General features: G+C 74.9%; 22 protein-coding genes. 9 read left to right on the forward strand and 13 right to left on the reverse strand.

From position 1 onward, the window contains the following. Positions 1-54: 54 nt before the first annotated feature. Positions 55-1,464 (forward strand): MFS transporter, encoded by a 1,410-nt coding sequence (locus ACIQVZ_RS33960; RefSeq protein ID WP_402455415.1) that lies wholly within the window; start codon positions 55-57, stop codon positions 1,462-1,464. A 50-nt stretch (positions 1,465-1,514) separates the two neighbouring features. On the opposite strand, the gene ACIQVZ_RS33965 is transcribed toward ACIQVZ_RS33960, so the two are convergent. Continuing rightward, the gene (locus tag ACIQVZ_RS33965) at positions 1,515-1,958 is read right to left on the reverse strand and encodes a MarR family winged helix-turn-helix transcriptional regulator (protein WP_402455419.1); all 444 of its coding nucleotides are present in this window, start codon (positions 1,956-1,958) and stop codon (positions 1,515-1,517) included. Between the two features lie 100 nt (positions 1,959-2,058). Between ACIQVZ_RS33965 and ACIQVZ_RS33970 the strand changes: the two genes are divergently transcribed. After that, positions 2,059-2,892, forward strand: a complete 834-nt coding sequence (locus tag ACIQVZ_RS33970; RefSeq protein WP_402455422.1) for a DUF6597 domain-containing transcriptional factor — start codon at positions 2,059-2,061, stop codon at positions 2,890-2,892. Here the strand turns inward: ACIQVZ_RS33970 and ACIQVZ_RS33975 are convergent. The 4 genes from ACIQVZ_RS33975 to ACIQVZ_RS33990 all read right to left on the reverse strand — a co-directional run bounded on the left by ACIQVZ_RS33975 (position 2,855) and on the right by ACIQVZ_RS33990 (position 6,803). Continuing rightward, positions 2,855-3,826: an ABC transporter substrate-binding protein gene (locus ACIQVZ_RS33975; RefSeq protein ID WP_402455426.1), complete on the reverse strand. Its 972-nt coding sequence runs from the start codon at positions 3,824-3,826 to the stop codon at positions 2,855-2,857. The genes ACIQVZ_RS33970 and ACIQVZ_RS33975 overlap by 38 nt on opposite strands. A gap of 66 nt (positions 3,827-3,892) precedes the next feature. Continuing rightward, positions 3,893-4,699: an ABC transporter ATP-binding protein gene (locus ACIQVZ_RS33980; protein ID WP_402455429.1), complete on the reverse strand. Its 807-nt coding sequence runs from the start codon at positions 4,697-4,699 to the stop codon at positions 3,893-3,895. Then, the gene (locus ACIQVZ_RS33985) at positions 4,699-5,775 is read right to left on the reverse strand and encodes a FecCD family ABC transporter permease (RefSeq protein WP_402455431.1); all 1,077 of its coding nucleotides are present in this window, start codon (positions 5,773-5,775) and stop codon (positions 4,699-4,701) included. Before ACIQVZ_RS33985 ends, ACIQVZ_RS33980 begins: the two co-directional genes overlap by 1 nt. Next, positions 5,772-6,803 (reverse strand): iron ABC transporter permease, encoded by a 1,032-nt coding sequence (locus ACIQVZ_RS33990; protein ID WP_350877476.1) that lies wholly within the window; start codon positions 6,801-6,803, stop codon positions 5,772-5,774. The genes ACIQVZ_RS33985 and ACIQVZ_RS33990 overlap by 4 nt, the downstream gene beginning before the upstream one ends. 100 nt (positions 6,804-6,903) lie before the next feature. Between ACIQVZ_RS33990 and ACIQVZ_RS33995 the strand changes: the two genes are divergently transcribed. Then, positions 6,904-7,530: an HAD family hydrolase gene (locus ACIQVZ_RS33995; RefSeq protein WP_350877478.1), complete on the forward strand. Its 627-nt coding sequence runs from the start codon at positions 6,904-6,906 to the stop codon at positions 7,528-7,530. A gap of 16 nt (positions 7,531-7,546) precedes the next feature. On the opposite strand, the gene ACIQVZ_RS34000 is transcribed toward ACIQVZ_RS33995, so the two are convergent. Then, positions 7,547-7,789 carry a hypothetical protein gene (locus ACIQVZ_RS34000; protein WP_350877480.1) on the reverse strand — a complete coding sequence of 81 codons (243 nt, stop codon included), beginning with the start codon at positions 7,787-7,789 and terminating at the stop codon, positions 7,547-7,549. Between the two features lie 473 nt (positions 7,790-8,262). On the opposite strand from ACIQVZ_RS34000, the gene ACIQVZ_RS34005 reads away from it, so the two are divergent. Beyond that, positions 8,263-8,646: a cold-shock protein gene (locus ACIQVZ_RS34005; RefSeq protein ID WP_063348207.1), complete on the forward strand. Its 384-nt coding sequence runs from the start codon at positions 8,263-8,265 to the stop codon at positions 8,644-8,646. 10 nt (positions 8,647-8,656) lie between these two features. Here the strand turns inward: ACIQVZ_RS34005 and ACIQVZ_RS34010 are convergent, their stop codons facing one another. From ACIQVZ_RS34010 to ACIQVZ_RS34025, 4 genes are all read right to left on the reverse strand, one after another. After that, positions 8,657-9,508 carry a 1,4-dihydroxy-6-naphthoate synthase gene (locus ACIQVZ_RS34010; RefSeq protein ID WP_350877483.1) on the reverse strand — a complete coding sequence of 284 codons (852 nt, stop codon included), beginning with the start codon at positions 9,506-9,508 and terminating at the stop codon, positions 8,657-8,659. Further along, entirely contained in the window at positions 9,501-10,265 is a 765-nt protein-coding gene (locus ACIQVZ_RS34015) for a futalosine hydrolase (protein ID WP_402455436.1), read from the reverse strand. Before ACIQVZ_RS34015 ends, ACIQVZ_RS34010 begins: the two co-directional genes overlap by 8 nt. Before the next feature lie 10 nt (positions 10,266-10,275). Continuing rightward, complete coding sequence (locus ACIQVZ_RS34020) at positions 10,276-10,806, reverse strand: hypothetical protein (protein ID WP_402455439.1); 531 nt, start codon at positions 10,804-10,806, stop codon at positions 10,276-10,278. A gap of 72 nt (positions 10,807-10,878) precedes the next feature. Next, on the reverse strand, positions 10,879-12,258 hold the full coding sequence (locus ACIQVZ_RS34025; RefSeq protein ID WP_402455485.1) for an MFS transporter: 1,380 nt from the start codon (positions 12,256-12,258) through the stop codon (positions 10,879-10,881). Between the two features lie 582 nt (positions 12,259-12,840). Between ACIQVZ_RS34025 and ACIQVZ_RS34030 the strand changes: the two genes are divergently transcribed. Both ACIQVZ_RS34030 and ACIQVZ_RS34035 read left to right on the forward strand, forming a co-directional pair. Beyond that, the gene (locus tag ACIQVZ_RS34030; protein ID WP_350877758.1) at positions 12,841-13,722 is read left to right on the forward strand and encodes a DUF3027 domain-containing protein; all 882 of its coding nucleotides are present in this window, start codon (positions 12,841-12,843) and stop codon (positions 13,720-13,722) included. Positions 13,723-13,898: 176 nt separating this feature from the next. Next, entirely contained in the window at positions 13,899-17,195 is a 3,297-nt protein-coding gene (locus ACIQVZ_RS34035; protein ID WP_402455442.1) for a sacsin N-terminal ATP-binding-like domain-containing protein, read from the forward strand. A gap of 4 nt (positions 17,196-17,199) precedes the next feature. On the opposite strand, the gene ACIQVZ_RS34040 is transcribed toward ACIQVZ_RS34035, so the two are convergent. The 3 genes from ACIQVZ_RS34040 to ACIQVZ_RS34050 are packed head-to-tail and all read right to left on the reverse strand — an operon-like array spanning position 17,200 to position 20,359. Then, positions 17,200-17,457 carry a hypothetical protein gene (locus ACIQVZ_RS34040; RefSeq protein ID WP_350877492.1) on the reverse strand — a complete coding sequence of 86 codons (258 nt, stop codon included), beginning with the start codon at positions 17,455-17,457 and terminating at the stop codon, positions 17,200-17,202. A gap of 57 nt (positions 17,458-17,514) precedes the next feature. Further along, on the reverse strand, positions 17,515-20,004 hold the full coding sequence (locus tag ACIQVZ_RS34045; protein WP_402455445.1) for an HAD-IC family P-type ATPase: 2,490 nt from the start codon (positions 20,002-20,004) through the stop codon (positions 17,515-17,517). 52 nt (positions 20,005-20,056) lie between these two features. Next, complete coding sequence (locus ACIQVZ_RS34050; RefSeq protein WP_350877496.1) at positions 20,057-20,359, reverse strand: DUF2530 domain-containing protein; 303 nt, start codon at positions 20,357-20,359, stop codon at positions 20,057-20,059. A gap of 163 nt (positions 20,360-20,522) precedes the next feature. Between ACIQVZ_RS34050 and ACIQVZ_RS34055 the strand changes: the two genes are divergently transcribed. The 3 genes from ACIQVZ_RS34055 (at position 20,523) to ACIQVZ_RS34065 (ending at position 25,109) form a co-directional block, all read left to right on the forward strand. Next, positions 20,523-21,983, forward strand: coding sequence for an NCS2 family permease (locus ACIQVZ_RS34055; RefSeq protein WP_402455447.1), 1,461 nt, complete (start codon positions 20,523-20,525; stop codon positions 21,981-21,983). A 275-nt stretch (positions 21,984-22,258) separates the two neighbouring features. Then, entirely contained in the window at positions 22,259-23,182 is a 924-nt protein-coding gene (locus ACIQVZ_RS34060) for a DUF4231 domain-containing protein (RefSeq protein ID WP_350877520.1), read from the forward strand. A 214-nt stretch (positions 23,183-23,396) separates the two neighbouring features. Then, on the forward strand, positions 23,397-25,109 hold the full coding sequence (locus ACIQVZ_RS34065) for a hydrogenase maturation protein (protein ID WP_402455450.1): 1,713 nt from the start codon (positions 23,397-23,399) through the stop codon (positions 25,107-25,109). Positions 25,110-25,180 lie beyond the last annotated feature (71 nt).

The raw sequence follows: 25,180 nt of genomic DNA on the forward strand, positions 1-25,180 counted from the left end.
CCAGCAGGCCCCGCCCCGTCGCAGAGGTCCCGGAGGAAGCGGAAGGAACCCGGCATGCCTCTCCCCGGCGACACCCGCACCCCGCGGCAGACGACCCCGGCGCCCGCCGGCAACCCCTTCGGCCCGCGCTTCGTGGCCCCGCTGTACCTGGGAGCCTCGCTCAACCCGGTCAACAGCTCGATCATCGCGACCGCGCTGGTGGCCATCGCGGCCGCCCTGCACCTCCCCGTCGGGGACACCGCGGTCCTGATCTCCTGCCTGTACCTCACCAGCGCGCTGGCCCAGCCCGCCGCCGGGCGGCTCGCCGAGGAGTTCGGGCCCCGGCGGATCTTCGTCGCCGGCATCGTGCTGGTGTTCGCGGCCGGGATCGTCGGCACGCTGGCCCACTCGATGGCCGCCCTGATCGCGGCCCGGGTGCTGATCGGCGCGGGCACCTCGGCCGGCTACCCGGCCGCGATGCTGCTGATCCGCCGCCGCGCCGAACAGGCCGGCCACCGGACCCCGCCGCGCGCGGTGCTCGGCGGCCTGGCGATCACCGGCGCCGCCACCGTCGCCGTCGGCCCCGCCCTCGGCGGGCTGCTGGTGGGCTGGTTCGGCTGGCAGACCGCCTTCTGGATCAACATTCCGGTCGCCGCCGTCGCCCTGGTCCTGGCCGTGGTCGGGATCGCGCCGGACCCCGATCCGCTGCGCCTCGGTTCACCCCGCGCCCTCGCCTCCCGCCTCGACCTGCCCGGCATGCTGGGCTTCGGGGGCTCGCTGACCGCCCTGATGGTCTTCCTCGCCGCCCTGCCGCGCCCGGACTGGCCCGCGCTCGCCGCCGCCCTCGTCCTCGCCGCCGTGCTGGTCGGCTGGGAACTGCGCGCCGCCCACCCGTTCCTCGACGTCCGGCTGCTCGCCTCCAACGGGGCCCTGACCCGCACCTACGTGCGCAACGGTCTGACACTGATGGGGACGTACGTGATCCTCTACGGGCTCACCCAGTGGCTGGAGGCGGCCCGCGGGCTGTCCGCCTACCAGGCCGGCCTCGCGCTGATGCCGATGGGCGTCCTCAGCGCCGTGACCGCCCGGGTGGTGGCACGACGGACGGGCGTGCGGCTGCCGTTGATCGTCTGCGCGGTGCTGCTGCTGCTCGGCGCGGTGGCCGTGCTGTTCGTGGGCGGCGGCACCCCGATGGCGGCGGTCGTCGCCGTCAGCGCGGTGTTCGGTCTGACCTCCGGCGCCGGGGCGGTCGCCAACCAGACGGTCCTCTACCGGGAGGCCCCCGCCGAGACGGTCGGCACCGCCTCCGGACTGCTGCGCACCTTCGGCTACCTCGGCTCCATCGCCTCGGCGGCGATCACCGGCACCGCCTTCCACGACCGGGTGGGCGACGCCGGCCTGCACTCCATCGCCTGGGTGCTGGTCGCGATCTCCGCCCTCCTCCTCGCCCTGACCGTCTGCGACCGCCGACTCGCCGAGTCCTAGCCACCGCCGACTCGCCGAGTCCTAGCCACCGCAGGCGAACCGGACACGCCCTAGCTGTCCGCCAGGCGGTTCATGATCTCGGCGGCCCGGTCGAGCGTCTTGCGCTCGCCGGCCCGGAGGGTGGAGCCGATCACCGCGGCCAGCCACGCCTCCCGCGCCGCCGGGATCCGCTCGCTCAGGTCGGCTCCGGCGGGCGTCGCACTGAAGAGGGACTTGCGCCCGTCGTTCGGGTCCTTGGCGGCGCTGACCAGGCCGCCGGCCCGCAGCGCGGCCACGGTCTCCGCCATGGACTGGCGGCGCACGTGCTCGGCCTGGGCGAGTTCGGTCACCGTCGCCGGGCCCTGCTGCACGACGCGGCGCAGGGTGGTCAGGTGCGACCAGTTCCACGGCAGGTCGTCGATCGGGGCCTCGGTGCGCAGTCGTGCCCGCAGCCGCGTCATCGCGCGCATCAGCTCGACGGCGGTGTCCTCGGGCGGGGCCGGTTCACTACTCACCGCGCCAGCTTATGGCAGGGCGCGGCCGCCCCGACCAGCGCCGGAACCCCGGCGTCGCGGGCCCGGGAAGGCCGGCCGGACAGGATCTAGCCTGGCCGGTATGGACTCTTCCGGTCTCGGACGCGGCGTGCTCCACCCCGCCCGCGCGGCGGAGGCGGTCAGGGTGGAGCGGCGCGCGCCCGCCCCCGCCGTGGCGCGCTTCGTCGAGTTCTACTGGCTGGTCCGCTGGGACCTGCGCGGCCGGCCCCCGTACGAGCAGAAGGTGCTCGCCCACCCGAACGTGCACCTGGTCTTCGAGGCCCCGCGGGCCCGCGTCCACGGGGTCGACCGGTCGCTCTTCGTCCGCCGCCTGGAGGGCGCCGGGCACGTGCTGGGCGTGAAGTTCCGGCCGGGCGCGTTCCGTTCGTTCGCCGGGCACCCGGTGGCCGCCCTCGCGGACCGGTCGGTGCCCGCGGCCGCCTACTTCGGCCCGGAGGCGGACCGGCTCAACGAGGACCTCCTCGGCGAGCGGTCGCGGGACCAGGCCGCCCTCGTGGACGCCTTCCTGCTGCCCCGGCTGCCCGCGCCCGACCCGGTCGCGCAGGAGGTCGCCGCCATGGTGGAGCGGATCACCGGCACCCCCGACCTGTGCCGGGTCGACGACCTGGCGCGGGAGCTGGGCCTCACCGTCCGCCGGCTCCAGCGGCTGTTCGCCGAGTACGTCGGCGCCTCCCCGAAGTGGGTGCTGCGCCGCGCCCGCCTCCACGAGGCCGCCGAACGCGCCGACGCGGGCGGCGCGTTGGACCTGGCGGCGCTCGCGGCCGAACTCGGGTACGCGGATCAGGCCCATCTCACCCGCGACTTCACGGCTGCCGTCGGTACCTCCCCGGCCCGCTACGCCGACGCCGCGCGGCGGGTCACGCCCCCAGGAAGCGCTGCAGTTCGGCCAGCATGAAGTTGGCGCCGGTGTACCCGATCCCCTGGAACCACAGCTGGTCGTCCACCGGGAACGCCCGGTGCGCCTTGACCGCCCCCAGCGCCTGCCAACCCGGGCTCTCCAGCGCGGCGTTGGTGCCGGCCGGGTTCGGGTCGCCGGAGGTGGCGTACAGCAGCAGGTCGCCGTCCGCCTTCGCGATCTGGTCGAGCGGGATCTCGACGTCGGACTGGTCGACGTTCTGCGCGTCCGGCCGCCCCACCTGGGCGTCCGACAGCACGATCCCGGGGAAGCTCTGTTTTCCGAACAGCCGGATCCCGCCGCCCTCCACGAACCGCACCAGGCTCACCTTCTGGCCGGACGCCTTCGCCGCCGACAGGGCCTGCACCACCTGGTTGGCGTGCCGCTGGTACGAGGAGACGAAGGCCGCCGCCGCGGCCTCCCGGCTCAACGCCTGGGCGTGCACCTGGAAGTCGGCCTTCCACGGCGCGCCGGTGGTCTGGGTGAGCACGGTCGGCGCGATCTCCCGCAGCTGGTCGTAGCGGTCGCCGTCGCGCGCCTGGTTGGAGAGGATCAGGTCCGGCCGCAGTGCCCGGATCGCGACCAGGTCCGGGGCGCCGGCCAGGCCGACCCGGTGGATCCCGGCGACCCGGGAGGCCGGCCAGTAGCTCGGGAACCGGATGTCGGCGGCCGGCAGCGCGGCGCCCACCGGGGTGATGCCGAGGGTCAGCGCCGAGTCCAGCACGTCCGTGTCGAGGACGACCACCCGCAGCGGCTCGCCCGGCACCAGCACCGGCCCGGTGGCCGCGTCCACCGTGACCGGCGGCACCGGGGTGGGCGAGGCGGAGGCGCCCAGGCCGTCGGCGGTCGGCGGTGCCGACCGTCCGGTCGTGCAGGCCGCGAGCGCGGCCCCGCCGAGACCGGCGAGGAACGAACGGCGGGCGATCCGGTGCATCGGCGGTCCTCGGGCGTGAGGCTTCGGGGGCGCGCCGATTATGTCCGGTTTGGTGAGGAATTGTCGTCAGGCGTCCGCGGCCGCCGCCCACGGGGCCCCCGGAACGACCAACGGCGTACCCGTCACCGGGTCCGGCACCACCACCGACTCCAGCCCGAACACCTCCCGCACCAGTTCGGCCGTCACCACCTCGGTCGGCGCGCCCTGCGCCACCACCCGGCCGTCCCGCATCGCCACCAGGTGGTCCGCGTACCGGGCCGCCTGGTTGAGGTCGTGCAGCACCGCCACCACCGTCCGGCCGCGCTCGACGTTCAGTCGGCGGACCAGGTCCAGCACCTCCACCTGGTGCGCGATGTCCAGGTAGGTGGTCGGCTCGTCCAGCAGCAGGATGTCCGTGCCCTGCGCCAGCGCCATCGCGATCCACGCCCGCTGCCGCTGGCCGCCGGACAGCTCGTCCATGCTGCGCTCGGCCAGCTCCGCCGTGGACGTCCGCTCCAACGCCTCCGTCACCGCCGCCTCGTCCTCCGGCGACCACTGCTGCCACCAGCTCTGGTGCGGCTGGCGGCCCCGCGAGACCAGGTCCGCCACCGAGATGCCCTCCGGCGCCGTCGGCGACTGCGGCAGCAGGCCCAGCCGCTGGGCGATCCGCTTCGTCGGGATCCGCGCCAGCTCCTCGCCGTCCAGCAGCACCGCGCCCCGGACCGGCTTCAGCAGGCGCCCCAGGGCCCGCAGCAGCGTCGACTTGCCGCAGGCGTTCGGGCCGACGATCACCGTCACCCGCCCGTCCGGGATGCCGACGTCCAGGCCCTCGACGACCGTGCGCGCCTCGTAGGCCAGGGTGAGGCCCCGGGCCTCGAGACGGTGAGCGGACATCAGGAACCTCCACGACGGGAACGGATCAGCAGCCACATCAAGTACGGCGCGCCGACCAGGCCGGTCACCACGCCCACCGGCAGCTCGGTCGGCGCCATCAGCCGCCGGGCGATCAGATCGGCCAGTACGACCACCAGCGCGCCCGTCAGCGCCGAGCAGAACAGCGGGACCTGCGCGGACCGGACCAGCCGCAGCGCGATCTGCGGGGCCATCAGCGCCACGAAGTCCACCGGTCCGGCGGCGCCCGCCGCGCACGAGGCGAGCACGATGCCCAGCAGCGCCATGCCGAGGCGGATCCGGTCCAGCCGCAGGCCCAGACCGACGGCCGTCGCGTCGTCGAAGGAGATCGAGCGTTGCGCCCGAGCCGCCCACAGGACGACGGGCACGGCGGCGAGCAGCACCCAGGCCAGCCAGTCGGCCTGGTCGTAGCCGGCGCCGTTCAGGCTGCCCGTCATCCAGACCTTCGCGGCCTGCGCCTGGAAGCCGTCGCCCTTGGTCAGGAACACGGAGGTCAGCGAGGACAGGGCCACGCTGATCCCGATCCCGATCAGCACGAAGCGCTGCGCGTGCAGGCCGCGCCGCCACGCCAGCGCGTACACCAGCAGCCCGGCCACCAGCCCGCCCGCCACCGCCGCGTACGGGGCCTGCCCGGTCGAGCCGACCACGCCGTACGCCATCAGCCCGACGACGGTGGCGGTCGCGCCCCAGGTCACGCCCACCACGTCGGGGCTGGCCAGCGGATTGCGGGCGACGGTCTGGATCAGCGCCCCGGCCAGTCCCAGCGCGGTGCCGACCAGCAGGCCCACGACCACCCGGGGCAGCCGGAACTCGCCGACCACCAGCTCGTGCGGGCTCGGCTGCCCGAGCACCACCTTCACCACGTCGACCGGCGACACGGCCGACTCGCCCAGGCAGAGCGAGGCGACGACCGTCCCGGCCAGCGCGACCAGCAGGCCCAGCGCCACCACCGCCGACCGGCGGTGCAGCAGCACGGACGCCCGACCGGCCCGCAGCACGGTGTACCCGCGCGGGGAGACGGCGCCGCGCCCGACGGTTCGCACGCCCTGCGCGCTCATGACGCGACCACCTTCCGGCGGCGCACCAGCGCGACCAGGACCGGGACGCCGACGAGCGCCGTCATCACGCCCGCCGGGACCTCCGACGGCGGGAAGAGGACCCGCCCCAGGGTGTCGGCGAGCAGCAGCAGGGCCGGGCCGAGGACGGCGGAGAAGGCGAGCACCCAGCGGTGGTCCGCGCCGGCGACGGCCCGCGCCGCGTGTGGGACGGCGAGGCCGACGAAGGCGATCGGCCCGGCGGCCGCGACGGCCGAGCCGGTCAGCACCGTCGCGCCGAGCGCGCCGACCGCCCGGACCAGGCCGGTCTTGGCGCCGAGGCCCTTGGCGGTGTCCTCGCCGAGTGCGAGCGCGTCCAGGCCGCGGGCCACCGCGACCACCAGCACGGTGCCGACGGCGAGGAACGGCAGCAGCTGCCAGGCCACGTCCGAGGTCCGCCCGGAGAGCGAGCCGACGTGCCAGAAGCGGAACTGGTCCATGGTGGCCGCGTCGGTCGTCAGCACCATGGTGTTGAGCGAGGCGATGAACGCGGACATCGCCGAGCCGGCCAGTGCCAGCTTGATCGGCGTGGCCCCGCCCCGGCCGCGCCCGGCCAGGCCGTACACGAGCACGGTGGCGATCACGGCGCCCGCGAAGCCGAACCAGACGTAGCCGGTGAGGGTGGAGACGCCGAAGCCGGAGATGGCGAGGACCACGCCTGCCGCCGCGCCCTGGGAGACACCGAGGATGCCGGGGTCGGCGATCGGGTTGCGGGTGAGCCCCTGCATGACGGCCCCGGCGAGGCCGAGCGCCGCGCCGACGGCCAGTCCGACGACGGTGCGCGGCACCCGCAGCTCGCGGACGACGACGGCGTTGGCCGTGTCGCCGCCGTGCAGCAGGGCGTCGAGGGTGTCGCCGAAGGGGATGGTGCGGCTGCCGACCGCCAGGCTCAGCAGCACCGCGGCGGCCAGGACGGCCAGCGCGGCGGCGAGCCACAGTATTCGGTGGCGCGCTGTCCGTCGCGCGCCGGGTGGCGCGGTGGTGTCGGTCATGGGCCCTCTCCGCAGACAACTCAGGTAAACCTAAGTTCCCGTCGGAAGCCGGGGCAAATTGCCTCGACCCCCCGAACCGCCCGTTGGATAGCCTGGCGGCATGCCCGAGACCCGCACCGCCCCGCTCACCGTCGGCTTCGACCTCGACATGACGCTGCTGGACACCCGGCCGGGGATCCACGCCACCTACCTGGCGCTCGCGGCCGAGACCGGCGCCCGCATCGACGCGGACCTGGTGGTCACCCGGCTCGGCCCGCCGCTGCTGGACGAGATCCGCAACTGGTTCCCGGAAGCCGAGGTGGAGCGCGCCGCCACCCGCTACCGCGAGCTCTACCGCGACCTCGCCTTCGCTCCGACCGTCGCCCTCCCCGGCGCGCACGCCGCCGTCGAGGCGGTCCGCGACCACGGCGGCCGGGTCGCGGTGATCACCGGCAAGTACGAGCCGAACGCCCGCCTCCACCTGGAGCACGCCGGGCTGCACGCGGACGCGCTGGTCGGCGACCTCTGGGCGGAGACCAAGGGCGAGGCGCTGCGCGAGCACGGCGCGAGCATCTACGTCGGCGACCACCTCGGCGACATCCGGGGCGCCCGGCGCGCGGACGCCGTCGCGGTGTGCGTGGCCACCGGCCCGTACAGCGCGGACGAACTGCGCGCGGCCGGGGCGGACGTGGTGCTGGCGGACCTCACCGGCTTCCCGGCCTGGCTCGACGCCCACCTGGCCGGCTGAGCCCCGGCCCCGAGCCCTAGGACGCGCCCGCGGACTCCACCCGGCGGCGCTGGGCCCGAGCGTTCAGGAACAGCCCGGTCAGCGCGGCCAGGAAGCCCGCCGGCATCAGCATGCTCAGCCAGTACGCGGCCGTCGGCAGCGGCGTCAGGTGCAGGAACAGCGGGACGAAGGTGACCAGGGTGGCGAGCGCGCCCAGACCGAAGACGATCGTTCCGGCCTTGACGTACACGTCGCCGGGGTCGGCGCTCTGGCTGCTCACGTCTGCTCGCTCCTCGGGGCTGGTCGGGCCGGTCCGTCCAGTCTGGCAGAGCGGCCGCCGGCCCCCGCCACCGGAGCGGTTCGGTCACGTTGCGCAGTTTCTCGGAAGCTGAACGTTTTGATCCCTGCTGGGCGGGGGTATGCAGGGGGTGCCGAGGGGTGCGACACGTGCGCCCCGTTTCCTCAGACCCGGGGGTGTGAGCCGATGGACCGCGCTGAGCCGCGCCCCGGCCGTGCCAGTACCGGGTCGCCCGTGATCGCGAGAACGCCGCGCCCGTACCGGCCCCAACGGGCCTTGGAACGCGGATCTTTCGCGGAACGCGGATGAGGCAGTGACGGACCGTTAGTCTGCTCCTGACAGCGTGCTGACCATGAGCGCCCGCGGGCGCCGAGCCGAGGTCGGCTGCCTTCCCCACCACCCAGTGATCCCCGGCCAGGGCCGGGATCCCTCACACCCATTCGAGGACTGTCGAGATGCCCACCGGCCAGGTCAAGTGGTTCAACGAGACGAAGGGCTTCGGCTTCCTGTCGCGCGACGACGGCGGCGACGTCTTCGTCCACACCAAGGCGCTGCCCGCCGGTGTCACCGTGCTGAAGCCGGGCCAGCGGGTCGAGTTCGGCGTGGTCGCCGGCCACCGCGGCGACCAGGCGATGGCCGTGCAGCTGCTGGACGCACTGCCGTCGGTGGCCGCCGCCCAGCGCAAGAGCGCCGACGACATGGCGCCGATCGTCCAGGACCTGATCACCACGCTGGACGCGGTGCTGCCGGGCCTCCAGCACGGCCGCTACCCGGCCAAGGCGACCGGCCAGAAGCTGGCCGGCCTGCTGCGCGCGGTGGCCGACCAGTTCGACGTCTGACCGAGGGGGATCAGAACGCCAGCGCACCCGGGTCGAGCGGGGGCACCAGCCCCTCCGCGGCGGCCCGGGTGAGCAGCGCGCGGACGGCCGCGTAGCCCTCCTCGCCGAGCTCCGCGGTGAACTCGTTCACGTACAGGGCGATGTGCTGGTCGGCGACGGCCGGGTCCATCTCCTGCGCGTGCGCCAGCACGTACTCCCGGCTGGCGTCCGGGTCCGCCCAGGCCTGCCGGACGGAGGCGCGGACGGCGTCGGCGAGCGCGCGCAGCCGTTCGGCGCCGAGCGAGCGCCGGGCGACGATCGCGCCGAGCGGGATCGGCAGGCCGGTCTCCTGCTCCCAGGCCTCGCCCATGTCGGCCAGGCTGTGCAGGCCGTACTGCCGGTACGTGAACCGGGCCTCGTGGATCACCAGACCGGCGTCCACCCGGCCGTCCCGGACGGCGGGCATGATCTCGTGGAACGGCAGGACGACGATCTCGCCGAAGCCGCCCGGCACCGCCTTCGCGGCCCAGAGCCGGAACAGCAGGTACGCGGTGGAGCGCTCGGACGGCACCGCCACCGTCTTGCCGGTGAGGTCCGCAGGGGCGTCCGTGCCCGGCCGGGTGAGCACCAGCGGGCCGCAGCCGCGCCCCAGCGCGCCGCCGCAGGGCAGCAGGGTGTACTCGTCCAGGACCCAGGGCAGCGCGCCGTAACTGATCTTCAGGACGTCCAGTTCGCCGCGCTCGGCCAGGCCGTTGGTGACGTCGATGTCCGCGAAGGTCACCTCGGGGGTGTCCGCCCCGGGCACCAGGCCGTGCGCCCAGGCGTGGAAGACGAAGGTGTCGTTCGGGCAGGGCGAGTACGCGATGCTCAGCCGTTCAGCCACGGCCGGCCTCCTCGATCAGTTCGTGGACGGGCAGTGCGGCGAAGGCCCGCTCCAGGGCGGCCAGCGCCTCGCCGATCCGCCAGGCGGCCCGGTCGCGCGGGCCGACCGGGTTGGAGACGGTCCGCAGTTCGAGCACCGGCACGCCGTACCGGGCGGCGGCCTCGGCCACGCCGAAGCCCTCCATCGCCTCGGCCAGGGCGCCCGGGTGGCGGGCGGCCAGCGCGGCGGCCCGCGCGGCGCTGCCGGTGACGGTGGAGACGGTCAGTACCGGGCCGGTGGCGGCGCCCAGGGCCCGGGCGGCCAGCGCGACGGCGGCCGGGGGAGGGGTGTGCCGGACGGTGCCGAAGCCCAGTTCGGTGACGTCGGCGAAGCCCTCGGGGGTCTCGGCGCCGAGGTCGGCGGTGACGATCGCGTCGGCCAGCACGGTGGTGCCGACCGGGGCGTGCGGGGCGAACCCGCCGGCGATCCCGGCCGAGACGACCAGGCCGTAGCGGCCCCCCGAGGCCGGCTGTGCCCCCAGCGCGGCGGAGGCGGCGGCCGCGGCGGCGGCCGGGCCGACCCCGCCCGCCAGGACGTCCACCGGGGCGCCCACGGCCCGGTGCAGCGCACCGCCGGGCAGTGGCAGCACGGTGGCCGGGCCGGGCAGGCCGCGCAGGACGGCCTCGGCCTCGGCGGGCACCGCGACGACGACGAGCAGCCGGGCCCGGTCGGGGCCCGACTGCTCGTTGCGCTCGTCCGCGACGGCGTGTGCGGTCATCGCGGGAACGTCAGCTGTCCTGGGTGTTCAGCTGGAAGTACCAGACGGCGACCGGGTTGTCCGAGTTCTTGTCGCCCTCGACCACGGTGACCAGGGTCTTGCCGGAGGCGTTCAGCACCTGGCTCGCCGGCTGGGAGCCGGAGAAGGTCGGGCCCTTGGCGTAGGAGAACAGGCTGAAGCGCCCGCCCTGGCCCTGCGAGCCGCCGTTGGTGAAGGCCCACCAGCCCGTGTCGGCCACGTTCGGGGAGACGCCGACGCCGACCCGGTCGCTCACCACGACGTCGCGGGTCGGGAGGGTGCCCTCCGCGAGGGCCTGGGTGGCCTTCTGCTGGCACTCCTGCTGCAGGTCCTCCGTGATCGGGCTGCCGCCGTTGAAGCACAGCGGGTCCGCGACGATCGAGGAGTTGCCGACCGTGAGGGTCGCGCGGTGGGAGCTGTGCTCGGTCTGGCCGCTCGCGATGGCGACGGACGTGCCGACCGTGGCAGCACCGACCACGACGACGGCGCCGAGGGCGGCGATGGCACGGGTATTGAGGCTCATGCGTCAGAATCTACCGGGCTTCGTCGATCACGCTACGCGGGGGTCGGCCACCGCGTGTTGCCCGTGGCCGGTTCAGGCCACCCGGGGCGCCGTCGGGCGCCGCCGCAGGCCCACCCGGAACAGCGTGCGGACCGTCCACAGCAGCATCAGACCCACCACCCCGGCGGCCACCGACAGACCCAGCACGCCGTTCAGCGGCAGCAGGATGCCGACCGCGCCGCCGGCCACCCAGGACAGCTGGAGCAGCGTCTCCGACCGCGCGAACGCCGAGGTCCGCACCGCCTCCGGGACGTCCCGCTGGATCAGCGCGTCCAGCGACAGCTTGCCCAGCGAGGCCGCCACCCCGGCCACGCCGGCGACCAGGACCACCGTCACCACGCCGTACCAGAGCGCGGCCGCCGCCGTCGCGCCGGTCGCCAGCAGCAGCATCGCGGTGACCGTCGCCTCCGGGCCCCGGGTGCGCAGCCAGGAGCCCAGCACCGAACCCAGCGCGTTGCCCGTCCCCGCCGCCAGCGCCACCAGGCCCAGCGCCAGCGTCGGCCGCAGGCCCCCGATCGGCTCGTCGCGCAGCAGGAACGCCAGGAACATCACCAGGAAGCCGACCAGCCAGCGCAGCGCCGACATCGCCCGCAGCGCCAGGACCACCGACGGGCCGACGGTGCGCAGCGAGGCCTTCGGGGCCCGGGTGTCCTCCGACGCCCGCTCGCCGTGGACCTCGCCCTGGACCTCGCCGCGCAGCTCGCCGCGCATCTCGGCGTGCAGGAGGGCACGCTGCTCGCCCTTGGCGGAGTCCACCGCGTGCGGCAGGTGGAAGGCCATCAGGGTGCCGATCACGAAGACCAGGAACGCGCCGCGCAGCGGCCAGCCCGGCCCGATCAGGTGCAGCAGACCGCCCACCCCGGCCGCCGCCCCGGTGGCCAGCAGCCCGGCCAGGGTGACCCGGGAGTTCGCCTTCACCAGCGACAGCCGGCTCGGCAGCAGCCGCGGCACCACCACGCTGCGCACCACCCCGTACGCCTTGGACGCCACCAGCACGCCCAGCGCCTCCGGGTACAGCGCCAGGCCGCCGCCGGTGATCACCCCGGCCATCGTCCAGGCCAGCACCGCCCGGGCCAGCATCGACATGGCCATCGCCGCCCGGCGGCCGTGCGGCAGCCGGTCCAGCAGCGGGCCGATCACCGGGGCCAGCAGGGCGAACGGGGCCATCGTGATCAGCAGGTACAGCGACACCCGGCCGCGGGCCTCGCCGGTGGGCACGGAGAAGAAGATGGTCGAGGCCAGCGCGACGGTGATCAGCATGTCGCCGAAGGAGTTCAGCGCGTGCAGCTCGATCAGCTTCGCCAGGCCGGATTCGCCCGCGCCCTCCGCGGAGGTGGCCTTGCGGATCCGGCGGCCGGTGCCGTGCACCACCCGGCCGGTGCGGGCGCCGGCGGCGGAGGCGGTCCGGACCAGGAGGTTGCGGCTCGGCTCGGGATCCTCTTCGCCGGGGTGCCCGTCCAGGGCGGCGAGCTGCCGGACGTGGCCGGCCGGGTCGGCGCCGGTGTCGGTCAGGGTGGCGGTCGCGGCGGCGGTCTTGACGAGACTCACGGGGGCGGCGGGCGACTCGAAATCGCCCCCCGGCTGCGGTTCGCCCGCAGCGGGGGCCGGAGACTGCTGTCGCGGCACGGCGTCCGCCTGGTCGGGGCTGCCGGCCTGCGAGGCGTGCAGTGCGTGCTGCGACGGGTCCTCGTCCGCCACATGCCCATCCTGCCCCAGAATCGCCGCAGCGACGCGGGAATCCACCCCCCTCGGCGCGGCCCCGGAACGGCCGCCACCGCCCCGGACTGTGCCGGGGCGCCGACCGGCGGGTAGCCTGCCCAAGGGCCGCGCGCCGAGCGCCGGGGCGCCGGCAGGCCCGGACGAGCGGCGCGGCCGGTATCCGCGGCGGCCCCTGGTCGCGCAGAATGGACAAGGGACTATCGAGCCGCGACGGAACAGGCAACACGCCGTGGGCGACAGAAGAACTGGGAGAGAATCGACGCCGTGAGTGCTGCGATGCGAAGCCGTACCCCCGATCGGCTCTGTGCCGAGGCCGTCGAACTCGCCCGGAAGGCGGCCGAAGAGGCCGTCGGCCCGGAGACCGTCGGACCACATCTCGGCGCCCAGGCGGACGCCGACCGCGTCGTCACCCACACCTTCGAGTGCCTGGACGCCGCCTACCGTGGCTGGCACTGGGCGGTCACCGTCGCCCGCGCCCCGCGCGCCAAGAACGTCACCCTCGACGAGGTCGTCCTGCTGCCCGGCGCCGACGCCGTCCTCGCCCCCCAGTGGGTGCCGTGGAGCGAGCGGCTGCGCCCCGGCGACATGGGCCCGGGCGACCTGCTGCCCACCGGCGCCGACGACGCGCGCCTGGAGCCCGGCTGGAGCGGCGAGGACGAGCCCGCCCCGAACTCCGCGGTCGCCCTCGCGGCCGAGGAGGACGTGGTCGTCACCGACCCGGGCATCCAGCCCGCCCCGGCCCGGGCCCAGATCAACGCCGTCGCCGAGGAGCTCGGCATGGGCCGCAGCCGGGTGCTCTCCCGGCTCGGCCTGCACCTGGCCGCCGACCGCTGGGAGAAGGCGCACGGCGCGCAGACGCCGATGGCGCAGGCCGCGCCCGCCGCGTGCGGCAGCTGCGGCTTCCTGATCCCGATCGGCGGCTCGCTCGGACAGGCCTTCGGCGTGTGCGGCAACGAGTTCGGGCCGGCGGACGGGCAGATCGTCTCCTTCGCGTACGGCTGCGGCGGGCACTCCGAGGCGGCCGTCATCCCGGCCCCGCCGGCGCCGTCCGAGCTGATCCTGGACGAGCTGGTGGTCGAGCCGATGCAGCTGCACCCGGACCGCACCTCCGGCTCGGTCGAGCCGGACGCCCCGGCGGAGGAGCTCGGACACTCCTGACCTGGCCTGTCGTCGCTCACGGCCCGCCCCACCGAACCGGTGGGGCGGGCCGCGGCGTTCGTGCGGGTGGGGGCCCTGCGGGCGCCCGGCGGCGGGGGCGCGGTCCGGAGCAGCGGCCGGGGCGGGGGAGAATGCCCCCCGTACGAAGTACAGGGCGGCGGAAGGCGGCAGGTCCAGTGGAACCTCGGATCATCGGCAGCGGCACGGACGAGCACCTCGCGGACCCCTTCGGTAGCGCCGCGCTGCGCCGGCGGGTGCTGGACGCCTGGGCCGCCTCGCCGGCCCGGTTCCGGGAGGACGCCAACGCCGAGGAGGAACTCGCGCTCGGCGGCTACCGCGACCGCCTGGTCGTCGAGTTGGCGCAGAACGCGGCCGACGCGGCGGTCCGGGCCGGGCACGGGCCCGGCCGGCTGCGGCTCACCCTCGCCGACGGCGTGCTCGCCGCCGCCAACACCGGGGCCCCGCTGGACGCGGCCGCCGTCGAGTCGCTGTCCACCCTGCGCGCCTCCTCCAAGCGCGGTGAGACGCCCGCCGTCGGCCGGTTCGGCGTCGGCTTCGCCGCCGTGCTCGCCGTCACCGACGAACCCGCCGTGCTCGGCGCCGCCGGCGGGGTGCGCTGGTCGCTCGGCGAGGCCCGCTCGCTGGCCCAGGCGCAGCCCGCGCTGGCCGAGGAACTGCGCCGCCGGGACGGCCACGTGCCGCTGCTGCGGCTGCCGTTCGCCGCCGAGGGCCCGGCCCCCGAGGGCTACGACACGGTGGTCGTGCTGCCGCTGCGGGACGCCGCCGCCGAGGACCTGACCCGCCGTCTGCTCGCCGGCATCGACGACGCGCTGCTGCTCACCCTGCCCGGCCTCGGCGAGGTCGTGGTGGAGACCCCGGAGGGCACCCGGACGCTCACCCGCGTCGCCGCCGAGCCCCGCCCGGACGGCGTCACCGAGGTCACCGTGACCGACGACGCGGACGGCCGGCCGCGGCGGACCCGCTGGCAGACCGCCGGCGCCACCGGCACCCTGGCCGCCGAGTTGCTCGCCGACCGCCCCACCGAGGAGCGCGCCCGCCCGTACTGGACGGTCACCTGGGCCGTCCCGGTCGCCGCCGACGGCACCCCGCAGGCGCACGGCATCGCGCCGGTGCTGCACGCGCCCACGCCCAGCGACGAGCCGATCGGCCTGCCCGCGCTGCTCATCGCCTCCTACCCGCTGGACTCCACCCGCCGGCACGTCGCCCCCGGCGCGCTCGCCGACTTCCTCACCGAGCGCGCCGCCGACAGCTACGCCGACCTGCTGCGCGCCCGCGGCGCCGACCTCGGCTCGCTCGGTCTCGTCCCCGGGCCGCTCGGCCAGGGCGCGCTCGACAACGCGCTCCGCGGGGCCGTCCTCTCCCGACTGCCCGGCACGCCGTTCCTGCCGCACCCGGCGCCGGTGGAGGCGGGCACGCCCGCGCTGCGCCCCCGGGACGCCACCCTGCTGGAGGGCGCGGACGGTTCGGTGGTCGAGGCGCTGGCGCCGATCTTCCCCGGGCTGCTGCCGGCCGGGCTGGAGCGCCGCACCGAGCTGCGGGTGCTGAACGTGCGCCGGGTGCCGCTGGCCGACGTGGTCGACCAGCTCGGCGGCCTGGACCGCGAGCCCTCCTGGTGGCGCAACCTGTACGCGGCGCTCGGCGCCGCCGACCCGGAGTCGCTCGGCGCGCTGCCCGTCCCGCTGGCCGACGGCCGGACCATCACCGGGCCCCGGCGCGTCCTGCTGCCCTCCGAGGACGCCGACTGGGCGGCCTTCCCCGGCTACCCCGAGTCGCTGGCCGACGCGCTCGCCGCCCTCGACCTGCGGCTCGCCCACCCCGAGGCCGCCCACCCGCTGCTCGCCAAGCTCGGCGCCGGCACCGCCACCCCGGCCGGGGTGCTCGACACCCCCGAGGTGCGGGCCGCCGTCGCCCGCTCCTACCAGGTTGCCGAGGACGACGTCGAGGCCGCGCTCGAACTGGCCGACGCCGTCCTGGCGCTGGTCAAGGTCGCCGGCCCGGCCGCCGGCGAGCACCCCTGGCTGGCCCGGCTGGCCCTGCTCGACGACGAGGGCGAGCCCGCCCGCGCCGGTGAACTCGTCCTGCCCGGCAGCCCGTTCGCGGCCCTCGCCCGCGAGGAGGACGCCGGCTGGGTGGATGACGAGCTGCTGGAGCGCTGGGGTCCGGAGGTGCTCGCCGCCGTCGGCGTGCTCGCCGACTTCGTCCTCGTCCGCGCCGAGGACGTGGTGCTCGACCCGGACGACCTGGAACGGCTCGACCCCACCGCGCCCGCCGACCGCGCGGCCGGCGGCCACCCCACCGGGCTGCTCGACGAGGCGCCCGACGGCCTCGCCGACTGGGCCGAGGACGCCCTCGAAGCCCTGCAGGCCGACGACGTCGCGGGCGTCCCGCCGGTGGCCGCCGAACTGCTGGCCGTCCGCGACCTCGACCTGGTCGACGACGACGCCTGGCCGGAGGCGCTCGCCGCGCTCTCCCGCCCGCCGTACCGGGACGCCGTGGTCAACCCCGTCCGCACCCTGCTGCCGGACGGCTCCTACACCGACCTGCCGCCGTACACCGCCTGGTGGCTGCGCGACCACCCGGTGCTGGACGGCCGCGAGCCCGCCGGGCTGCGCGCGGCCGGTGCCGACCCGCTGCTGCGCGGCCTCTACGACGAGGCCCGGACGACCCTGGACGAGCAGTTCCTGCACGCGCTCGGGGTGCGCACCACGCTGGCCGCGCTGCTCGCCGAACCGCACGGCCCGGACGAGGTGCTGGACCGGCTCACCGATCAGGCCTCCGATGTCGGCCACCGCCAACTGCACGGCCTGCACAGTGCGTTGGCGCGGGTCGAGATCGAGCGGATCGAACCGGTCGACGTGGTGCGGGCGCTGCCGCCGCTCGACCCGGACACCGGCCGCCGGCCGGCCCACACGGTGATCGTCGACTCCTCCAGGGCGGTCGTCGCCGACGCGCCCGACCTCGTCCAGCTCCTGCACCCGTACCCGCTGGTGCCGGTCGCCCCGGCGCTCGCCGCCGACCTCGCCGAGCGGCTGCACGTCTCGCTCGCCAGCGAGGTGGCGGGCGGTCGGGTGCTCTCCGAGGGCGTGCTGCACCGGGTCCCCGCCGTGGTGCGGGAGCTGCTGCCCGGCTGCCCGGTCGCCTACGAGGAGCACGAGGAGCTGCTGGTGGTCGGCCCGGACGGCAACGACGCCGCCGTGGAGTGGCGTTGGGACGTCGAGGCGGACGCCCCGGAGGCGCCCTACGACCCGGACGCGGCCGAGGCCGCCGACGAGGACGACGAGTTCGAGCTCCCGCCGGTGCCCGGGCTGCTGCACGCGGCCACCCCGGAGGGCCTGGCGGCCGGGCTCGCCTGGTCGGTCGGGCAGTGGCACCGGCGGTTCGAGGTGCTGGCCGCGCTCACCGATCCGGACCGGGCGTACGAGCTGTCCTCGGCGCGGGACTTCGAGGGCTGAGCGCTCAGCGGGCCCGCCCGCGGCGCTTGAACCGCAGGTAGACGACGGTGGTGGTGGCCAGCCAGACGGCCGCCACCAGGGCCTTCACGGCCGTCGGCACCCACGGCAGCGCCGGGGCGGTCACCTCGCCGGCGTTCGTCAGCCAGCGGCCGCCCACCAGGGCCAGGACCGTCAGTCCGGCGGCCAGCAGGCCGGCCAGGAAGGCGGCGAAGGCCTCCACCTGCCCGGTCTCGCGCTCGGTCTCCCCACCTGTGCGGGCCATGTCGGCACCCCCTTCCGCGATCCATCATCCAGGCCGCGGGCCGGGGGTGCCAGGGCCTCACTCCATCCCGCGGCGCTTCATGACGCGCCAGGCGATCTCCAGGGCCAGGCCGCAGACCACCGCGATGCCGACGCCGACCAGGGGGTCGCGGAGGCCGACCAGCGAGAGCTGGAAGAACTCCGACAGCCAGGGCACCAGCAGGACCAGGGCGAAGGCGCCGCCCATGGTGCCGATCAGCAGCAGGCGCCACCAGTTGTAGGGGCGGGCGACGATGGCGAGCACCCAGATGGCGATCAGGAAGAGCGTGAGGGTGGCCACGCTGGTGTCGGCCTTGAGGTCGGTCGCGTGGTCGCCGCGGGCCAGCGCGTAGGCGACGAAGGTGCCGGTGCCGGCGATGACGCCGCCCGGCACGGCGAGCCGCAGGACGCGCTTCACGAAGCCGGTGCGGGCCCGCTCGTTGTTGGGGGCGAGGGCGAGGAAGAAGGCCGGGATACCGATGGTGAGGGTGGAGAGCACGGTGGAGTGCCGGGGCAGGAACGGGTACGGCGAGTGGGTGAAGATCACCAGCAGGGCCAGCAGGACCGAGTAGACCGTCTTCACCAGGAACAGGCCCGCGACCCGCTCGATGTTGCCGATCACCCGGCGGCCCTCGGCGACCACCGAGGGCAGGGTGGCGAACGAGTCGTTGAGCAGCACGATCTGGGCGACCGCCTTGGTGGCGTCGCTGCCGGTGCCCATCGCCACGCCGATGTCGGCGTCCTTGAGCGCGAGCACGTCGTTGACGCCGTCGCCGGTCATCGCCACGGTGTGTCCGCGGGACTGCAGGGCGGCGACCAGCTGGCGCTTCTGCTGCGGGGTGACCCGGCCGAAGACGGTGGTCCGTTCGGCCGTGTCGGCGAGGGCGTCCGGCTCGGCGGGCAGCGTCCGGGCGTCCAGCGGGTGGTCGGCGCCGGGCAGGCCGAGGTGGCCGGCGACCGCGCCGACCGAGACGGCGGCGTCGCCGGAGATGACCTTGGCCTGCACCTGCTGGCCCTCGAAGTAGCGCAGGGTCTCGGCGGCGTCGTGGCGCAGCCGCTGCTGGAGCACCACGAGGGCGAGCGGGGCGAGCTCGGCGGCCGGGTCGGGGGAGTCCAGCGGGGTGGGGGTGCGGCCGAGCAGCAGCACCCGCAGGCCCTTGGCGCCCAGCTCGTCGACCTCGGTGAGCGCCGGGTGCCCGGCGGGTAGCAGCACGTCGGGGGCGCCGAGCAGCCAGCTGGCCTCGCCGCCCTGCGGCTCCAGCAGCTGCACGCCGCTCCACTTGCGGGCGGAGGAGAACGGCATCGCCTCGATCACCCGCCAGCCGTCGACGGCCGGGGAGCCGCCCGCCCCCGGGGCGCCGTCGCCGCGCCCGTAGGCGTCGCCGCGCCCGTAGGCGTCGATGACGGCCTGCATGGAGGGGTTGGGGCGGGCGTCGGCGCCGGCCATCACGCCGAGCGCGTGCTTGATGGTGTCCGGGTCGAGGGCGCCGGGCTCGCCGTCGGTGAGGACCCGCAGGTCGACGACGTCCATGCCGCCCTCGGTGAGGGTGCCGGTCTTGTCCAGGCAGACGGTGTCGACCCGGGCCAGGCCCTCGATCGCCGGGAGCTCCTGGACCAGGCACTGCTTGCGGCCCAGCCGGATCACACCGATCGCGAAGGCGACCGAGGTCAGCAGGACCAGCCCCTCGGGGACCATCGGTACGATCCCGGCCACCATCCGGCGCACGGCCTCGCGCCAGTCGCGGCCCTCGACGGCCAGCTGGCTGATGATCAGGCCGATGGCGGTGGGGATCAGCAGGTAGGTGATGAAGCGCAGGATGCTGTTGATGCCGCTGCGCAGCTCCGACTTCACCAGGGTGAACCGGCTGGCCTCCTCGGCGAGCTGCGCCGCGTACGCCTCGCGGCCGACCCTGGTGGCGGTGAACGCGCCCGCGCCGGCCACCACGAAGCTGCCGGACATGACCTGGTCGCCGGGCTGCTTGAGGACGGGGTCGGGCTCGCCGGTGAGCAGCGACTCGTCGATCTCCAGGCCGTCCGCCTCGGTGACCTCGCCGTCGACGATCACCTTGTCGCCGATGCCGAGCAGCACCGTGTCGTCGAGCACGATCTCGGCGACGGCGATCTGTTCGACGGTGCCGTCCCGGCGGACCTCGGGGCGGGCCTCGCCGATCAGGGCCAGGCTGTCCAGGGTCTTCTTGGCGCGCAGCTCCTGGATGATGCCGATCGCCGTGTTGGCGACGATGACCAGGCCGAACAGGCCGTCCTGGAGCGGACCGACGATCAGGATGATCCCGAACATCACGCCGATGATCGCGTTGAAGCGGGTGAAGACGTTGGCCCGGACGATCTCCTTGGCGGAGCGGCTGGACCGTACGGGGACGTCGTTGACCTGTCCGAGCGCGATCCGTTCGGCCACCTCGGCGGAGGTCAGTCCGCCGCGCCGGCCGGGCAGCAGCCCGAGGGGGTGCGCACCGTCGGGGCGGTCGGCGTCGCCGGGCTGCTCTTCCGCGGGGTGGGCAGGCTGCGTCATGGCACCGACTCTACGGGTGCCTTATGTCCGGTGCGTGCTACTAAAGGACTATTCAGTCCGACCGGGTGGCCGGGTCCTGGCCGTCGTTTCCGGCCTCCCGGTTCGCGGCCTCGGCGGCGCGGTCGCGGGCGATGGCGTCCCGTCGGGCGCGGCAGTACCAGAGGCCGATCAGGCCGAGCAGACCGCCGGAGAGGCAGATCCACGGCCAGGTGCCGTGGCCGTGGTCGGAGAGGGTGCCCTGGAAGGGGAGCAGCGCCAGGAAGGCGACGAACCACAGCACCGTGCCGCCGCCGACGATGGCGACGTCGTTGGCCTCCAACGGAGGGGGTGAGGGGTGCAGCGGCTTCTTGGGCATGGGGCCTAGCGTACGGTGCGGCGGCCGGCCCTCAGGGGCCCTTGGGCTTCTACGCGCGAAGATAGCGCGTGTGCGATCGGGAAACCATACTGAAAGTTCCCCGCCCGGCCACCGTCGCCCCGGGCGTCCCCCCCTCCTCAGCTCCCCCACAGAGGACGCACGCATGCCTGTGGTCCAGCCGACCACCGAGTCGCCCGAACCCGCCTCCAGCGCCCCCAAGCCCCCCACCGGCGCCCTGGACCGCTACTTCCGGATCAGCGAGCGCGGCTCCACCCTGCCGCGCGAGATCCGCGGCGGCGTCGCCACCTTCTTCACCATGGCGTACATCCTGGTGCTGAACCCGATCATCCTGGCCAGCGCCACGGACATGACCGGGGCCCACCTGGACAGCGCCCAGCTGGTCACCGCCACCGCCCTCACCGCAGGTCTCACCACCCTGCTGATGGGCGTGATCGGCAACGTCCCGATCGGCCTGGCCGCGGGACTCGGCGTCAACACCATCGTGGCGCTCCAGCTCGCCCCCAAGATGACCTGGCCGGACGCCATGGGCATGGTCGTGCTGGCCGGCTTCGCGATCATGCTGCTGGTCGCCACCGGCCTGCGCGAGCGGGTCATGAACGCCGTGCCGCTCGGGCTGCGCAAGGCCATCGCGATCGGTATCGGCCTGTTCATCAGCCTCGTCGGCCTGGTCGACTCCGGCTTCGTCAGCCGCATGCCGGACGCCGCGCACACCACCGTCCCGCTGCAGCTCGGCGGCAGCGGGCACCTGCTCGGCTGGCCGGTGCTGATCTTCGTGTTCGGCCTGCTGCTCACCCTCGTCCTGCTGATCCGCAAGGTGCCCGGCGCCATCCTGATCAGCATCGTGGTCAGCACCGCGCTCGCCGTGGTGATCGACAAGCTCGTCGACGTCCCGGCGCTCAAGTGGGGCCTGACCGTCCCGGCCTGGCCGGGCAACCCGGTCGCCGCCCCCGACTTCGGCCTGGTCGGCAAGGTCAGCCTGTTCGGCGGCTTCGAGAAGGTCGGCGTGCTGACCGGCGTGCTGTTCGTCTTCACCGTGCTGATGTCCTGCTTCTTCGACGCGATGGGCACCATCCTCGGCGTCGCCGACGAGGCCCACCTGCTCGACGAGAACGGCGACCTGCCGGGCATCAACAAGATCCTGATGGTCGACGGCATCGCCACCGCGGCCGGCGGCGCCACCTCCGCCTCCGCGAACACCTGCTTCGTGGAGTCCACCGCCGGTGTCGGCGAGGGCGCCCGGACCGGCTTCGCCTCGATCGTCACCGGCCTGCTCTTCGTGGTCGCGCTCTTCCTCACGCCGCTCGCCACCATGGTCCCGGCCCAGGCCGCGACCCCGGCCCTGGTCACCGTCGGCTTCCTGATCCTGGCGGGCTCGATCAAGGAGATCGACTGGTCGGACCACACCATCGCGATCCCGGCCTTCCTGACGATCGTGATGATGCCGTTCACCTACAGCATCACCAACGGCATCGGCTTCGGCTTCATCGCCTTCTGCGTCCTGCGCCTGGCCGCCGGGCGCGGGCGCAGCGTGCCCGTCCCGCTGTACGCGGTGGCGTCGGTGTTCGCCTTCTACTACCTGATGCCGGCCCTCGGCCTGCTCTGACGCCGTACCGCTCCACCGGCGGCCCCGTCCTCTCCCCCTGGGGGAAGGGCGGGGCCGCTGTCGTTCCGGGGGCCGCTGCCGTTCCCGGGGGCGCCTTCGTTCCCGGGGGCGGTGGCCTGGGGTCGGCCGTCGGTGGACGCAGAGCTGCAACCGGTCGTACCGGTTTCGAGGGCGGTGCGGCGATCACCGCTGGGAAAAATGTCAAAAAGGGGACCGTGTAGCGAAGTTGACGGAGGGAATACTGCCTGGACGGACACGGGGAGGGGGCTCGACCGATGGTGCAACAGGATCCGCCCGGGGGAGACGAGGCGAAGCTGCTGCCGGAGCTGTTCTGGACGGCGGACAAGGCCTCGCTGGACGGCCAGCGCGAGACGCTGCGCTGGTACCGCGGACTGATCGCCATGCTGGTGATCGCCGCCGTGATCGGCTCGTTCCCCGGGCCGAAGGACCGCGGCTCCTTCGACAGCGTGCCGCTGTACTCGGTGGGCGCCTTCCTGATCGCCGGCTACTTCTGGTCCCGGCTGCGCCGCAGCAACCCGCAGGGGCGCTGGTACGAGGCCCGGGCGGCGGCCGAGTCGGTCAAGACGCTGGCCTGGAAGTACACCGTCCGGGCCCGGCCGTTCGACGGCGAGGCGGAGTCCGCGGACGTGGACCGCGGCTACCTGCTCCAGGTCGAGGACGTGCTGCGGGCCTTCGAGGACCCGGAGATCGTGCCGCCCGGCACCGTCCCCGAGATCACCCCGGAGATGCGGCGGATGCGGGCCGGCAGCCTGACCGCCCGCCGCATGCTCTACCTGCGCACCCGGGTCGAGGGCCAGCGGACCTGGTACCGCGCCCGGGCCGAGGCGTGCGAGACGCAGGCGGTGTCCTGGGGTCTCGGCATCGCGGCGCTGATCATCATCGGCGCGGCGGCGGCCGTCGCCCAGGCCACCGGGGCCCTCCAGGTGCACGTCTTCGGCGCCAGCTCGGCCGCGGCCGCCGCCGTCATCGCCTGGACCCAGCTCAAGCAGCTGCGCCCGCTGGCCGCCGCCTACCAGTTGGCCGCGCGCGAGCTGGAGAACGTCGGCAACCAGCTCTCCGATCTCGACCTCAAGACGCCGGACGCCGAGGCGCGCTGGGCCCGGATGGCCGCCGAGGCGGAGGACGCGGTGTCCCGCGAGCACACCACCTGGCGGGCCCGCCGGGCGTTTCCGAGGTAGCGGCCGGGGCCGCCCGCCGTCGATGTCGGCGGGCGGCCGCTGCCGTCAACTCCGGGAGGGGCTGGGGAGATCCGGCGAAGCGGACGCCACGCCGGGGGCACAGGTGTGCGGAGTGCGTGAGGGTCGGGCGGGAAGGCGTAGAACGTAATCATTACGTGTCCATGCCCTGGTTTCATCGCCTGCGCGCGACCCCAGTCCCTGTCCGGAGGCCCTCTTGCGCATTCTCCTGATCGCCAGCGCGTTCAACAGCCTGACCCAGCGCGTCCACACCGAGCTGCGCGGGCGCGGCCACCAGGTCGCCGTCCAACTCGCCCTCGGTGACGAGGCGATGAGGACGGCGGTGGACCGTACCGACCCCGAGCTGATCATCTGCCCGATGCTCACCAAGGCCGTCCCGCAGGACATCTGGTCCACCCGGACCGTCCTGATCGTGCACCCCGGGCCCCAGGGCGACCGCGGCCCCTCCTCGCTCGACTGGGCGATCACCGAGGGGGCGGACCGCTGGGGCGTGACCGTCCTCCAGGCCGTCGAGGAGATGGACGCCGGTGACATCTGGGCGTCCGTCGAGTTCCCCGTCACCGACTGCGGCAAGAGCGAGCTGTACCGGGGCGAGGTCGCCGACGCCGCCGTCGAGGCCGTCCTGCTCGCCGTCCAGCGCTTCGAGGGCGGGCTGTTCACCCCCGAACCACTCGACTACGACCGGCCGGACGTCCACGGCAGGCTGCGGCCCCTGCTGCGGCAGGACGCCCGCCGGATCGACTGGGCCGCCGACGACACCGCCACCGTGCTGCGCAAGCTCCGCGCCGCCGACTCCCAACCCGGCGTGCTCGACGAGCTGTTCGGGCGCGAGTACTTCCTGCACGGCGGCCACCCCGAGGACGAGCTGCGCGGCCCGGTGCCCGGCGCCGTGCTCGCGACCCGCGACGGCGCGATCTGCCGCGCCACCGTGGACGGCGCGGTCTGGATCCCCCAGCTGCGCCCGCGCCGCACCCCGGGCGGGCCCGCCACCTTCAAGCAGCCGGCCGCGACGGTGCTCGCCGGCCGGCTGCACCGGGTCCGCGAAGTCCCGGTGACGCCGACCTCGGCGGCCCGCCGGGACACCTGGTCGGAGCTGCGCTACCGCGAGGAGGGCGACGTCGGCTACCTCGAATTCGCCTACGCGGGCGGGGCGATGAGCACCGGGCAGTGTCGCCGGCTGCTCGCCGCCTACCGCGAGGCCGCCGACCGGCCCACCTCGGTGCTGGTGCTCGGGGCGCCCCGGGACTTCTACTCCAACGGGATCCACCTCAACGTCATCGAGGGCGCGGCCTTCCCGGCGCTGGAGTCCTGGGAGAACATCAACGCGATGGACGACCTCGTCCACGCGGTCCTCACCACGACCGACAAGCTCACCGTCGCCGCCCTGGCCGGGAACGCGGCGGCCGGCGGCCTGATGGCGGCCCTCGCCGCCGACGAGGTGTGGTGCAGGGAGTCGGCGGTGCTCAACCCGCACTACCGGCTGATGGGCCTCTACGGCTCCGAGTACTGGACGTACACCCTGCCGCGCCGGGTCGGCGCCGAGCAGGCCGCGCGGCTGACCACCGAGGCGCTGCCGGTCGGCGCCGGACACGCCCGCCGGATCGGCCTGGCGGACCGCACCTGCGGCGGGGACGCGGCGGCCTTCCGGCGCTGGGTGGTCCGGGAGGCCGCCGCGCTCGGCGCCTCCCCGGAACTCACCGGGCGGCTGGTCGACAAGAAGCGCCGCCGGTCCGTCGACGAGGAGGCGAAGCCGCTGGCCGAGTACCGGGCGGAGGAACTGCGGCGGATGCACGCCAACTTCTACCGGGCGGGCGAGCCGTACCACGCGCTGCGGCGGGACTTCGTGCACAAGGTCTGCCCGGTGGCCACGCCCGCGCACCTGACCGGGCTGCTGGGGCGGCCGGAGTGAGGCAGGGGTGGTCGCCGGGGCGAGGCGGGGGAGGCCGCCGGAAGTGAGCCGAGGGCGCCCGGCCGGGGTGG

This window comes from Kitasatospora sp. NPDC098663 (assembly GCF_044760075.1).
GTDB lineage: Bacteria > Actinomycetota > Actinomycetes > Streptomycetales > Streptomycetaceae > Kitasatospora.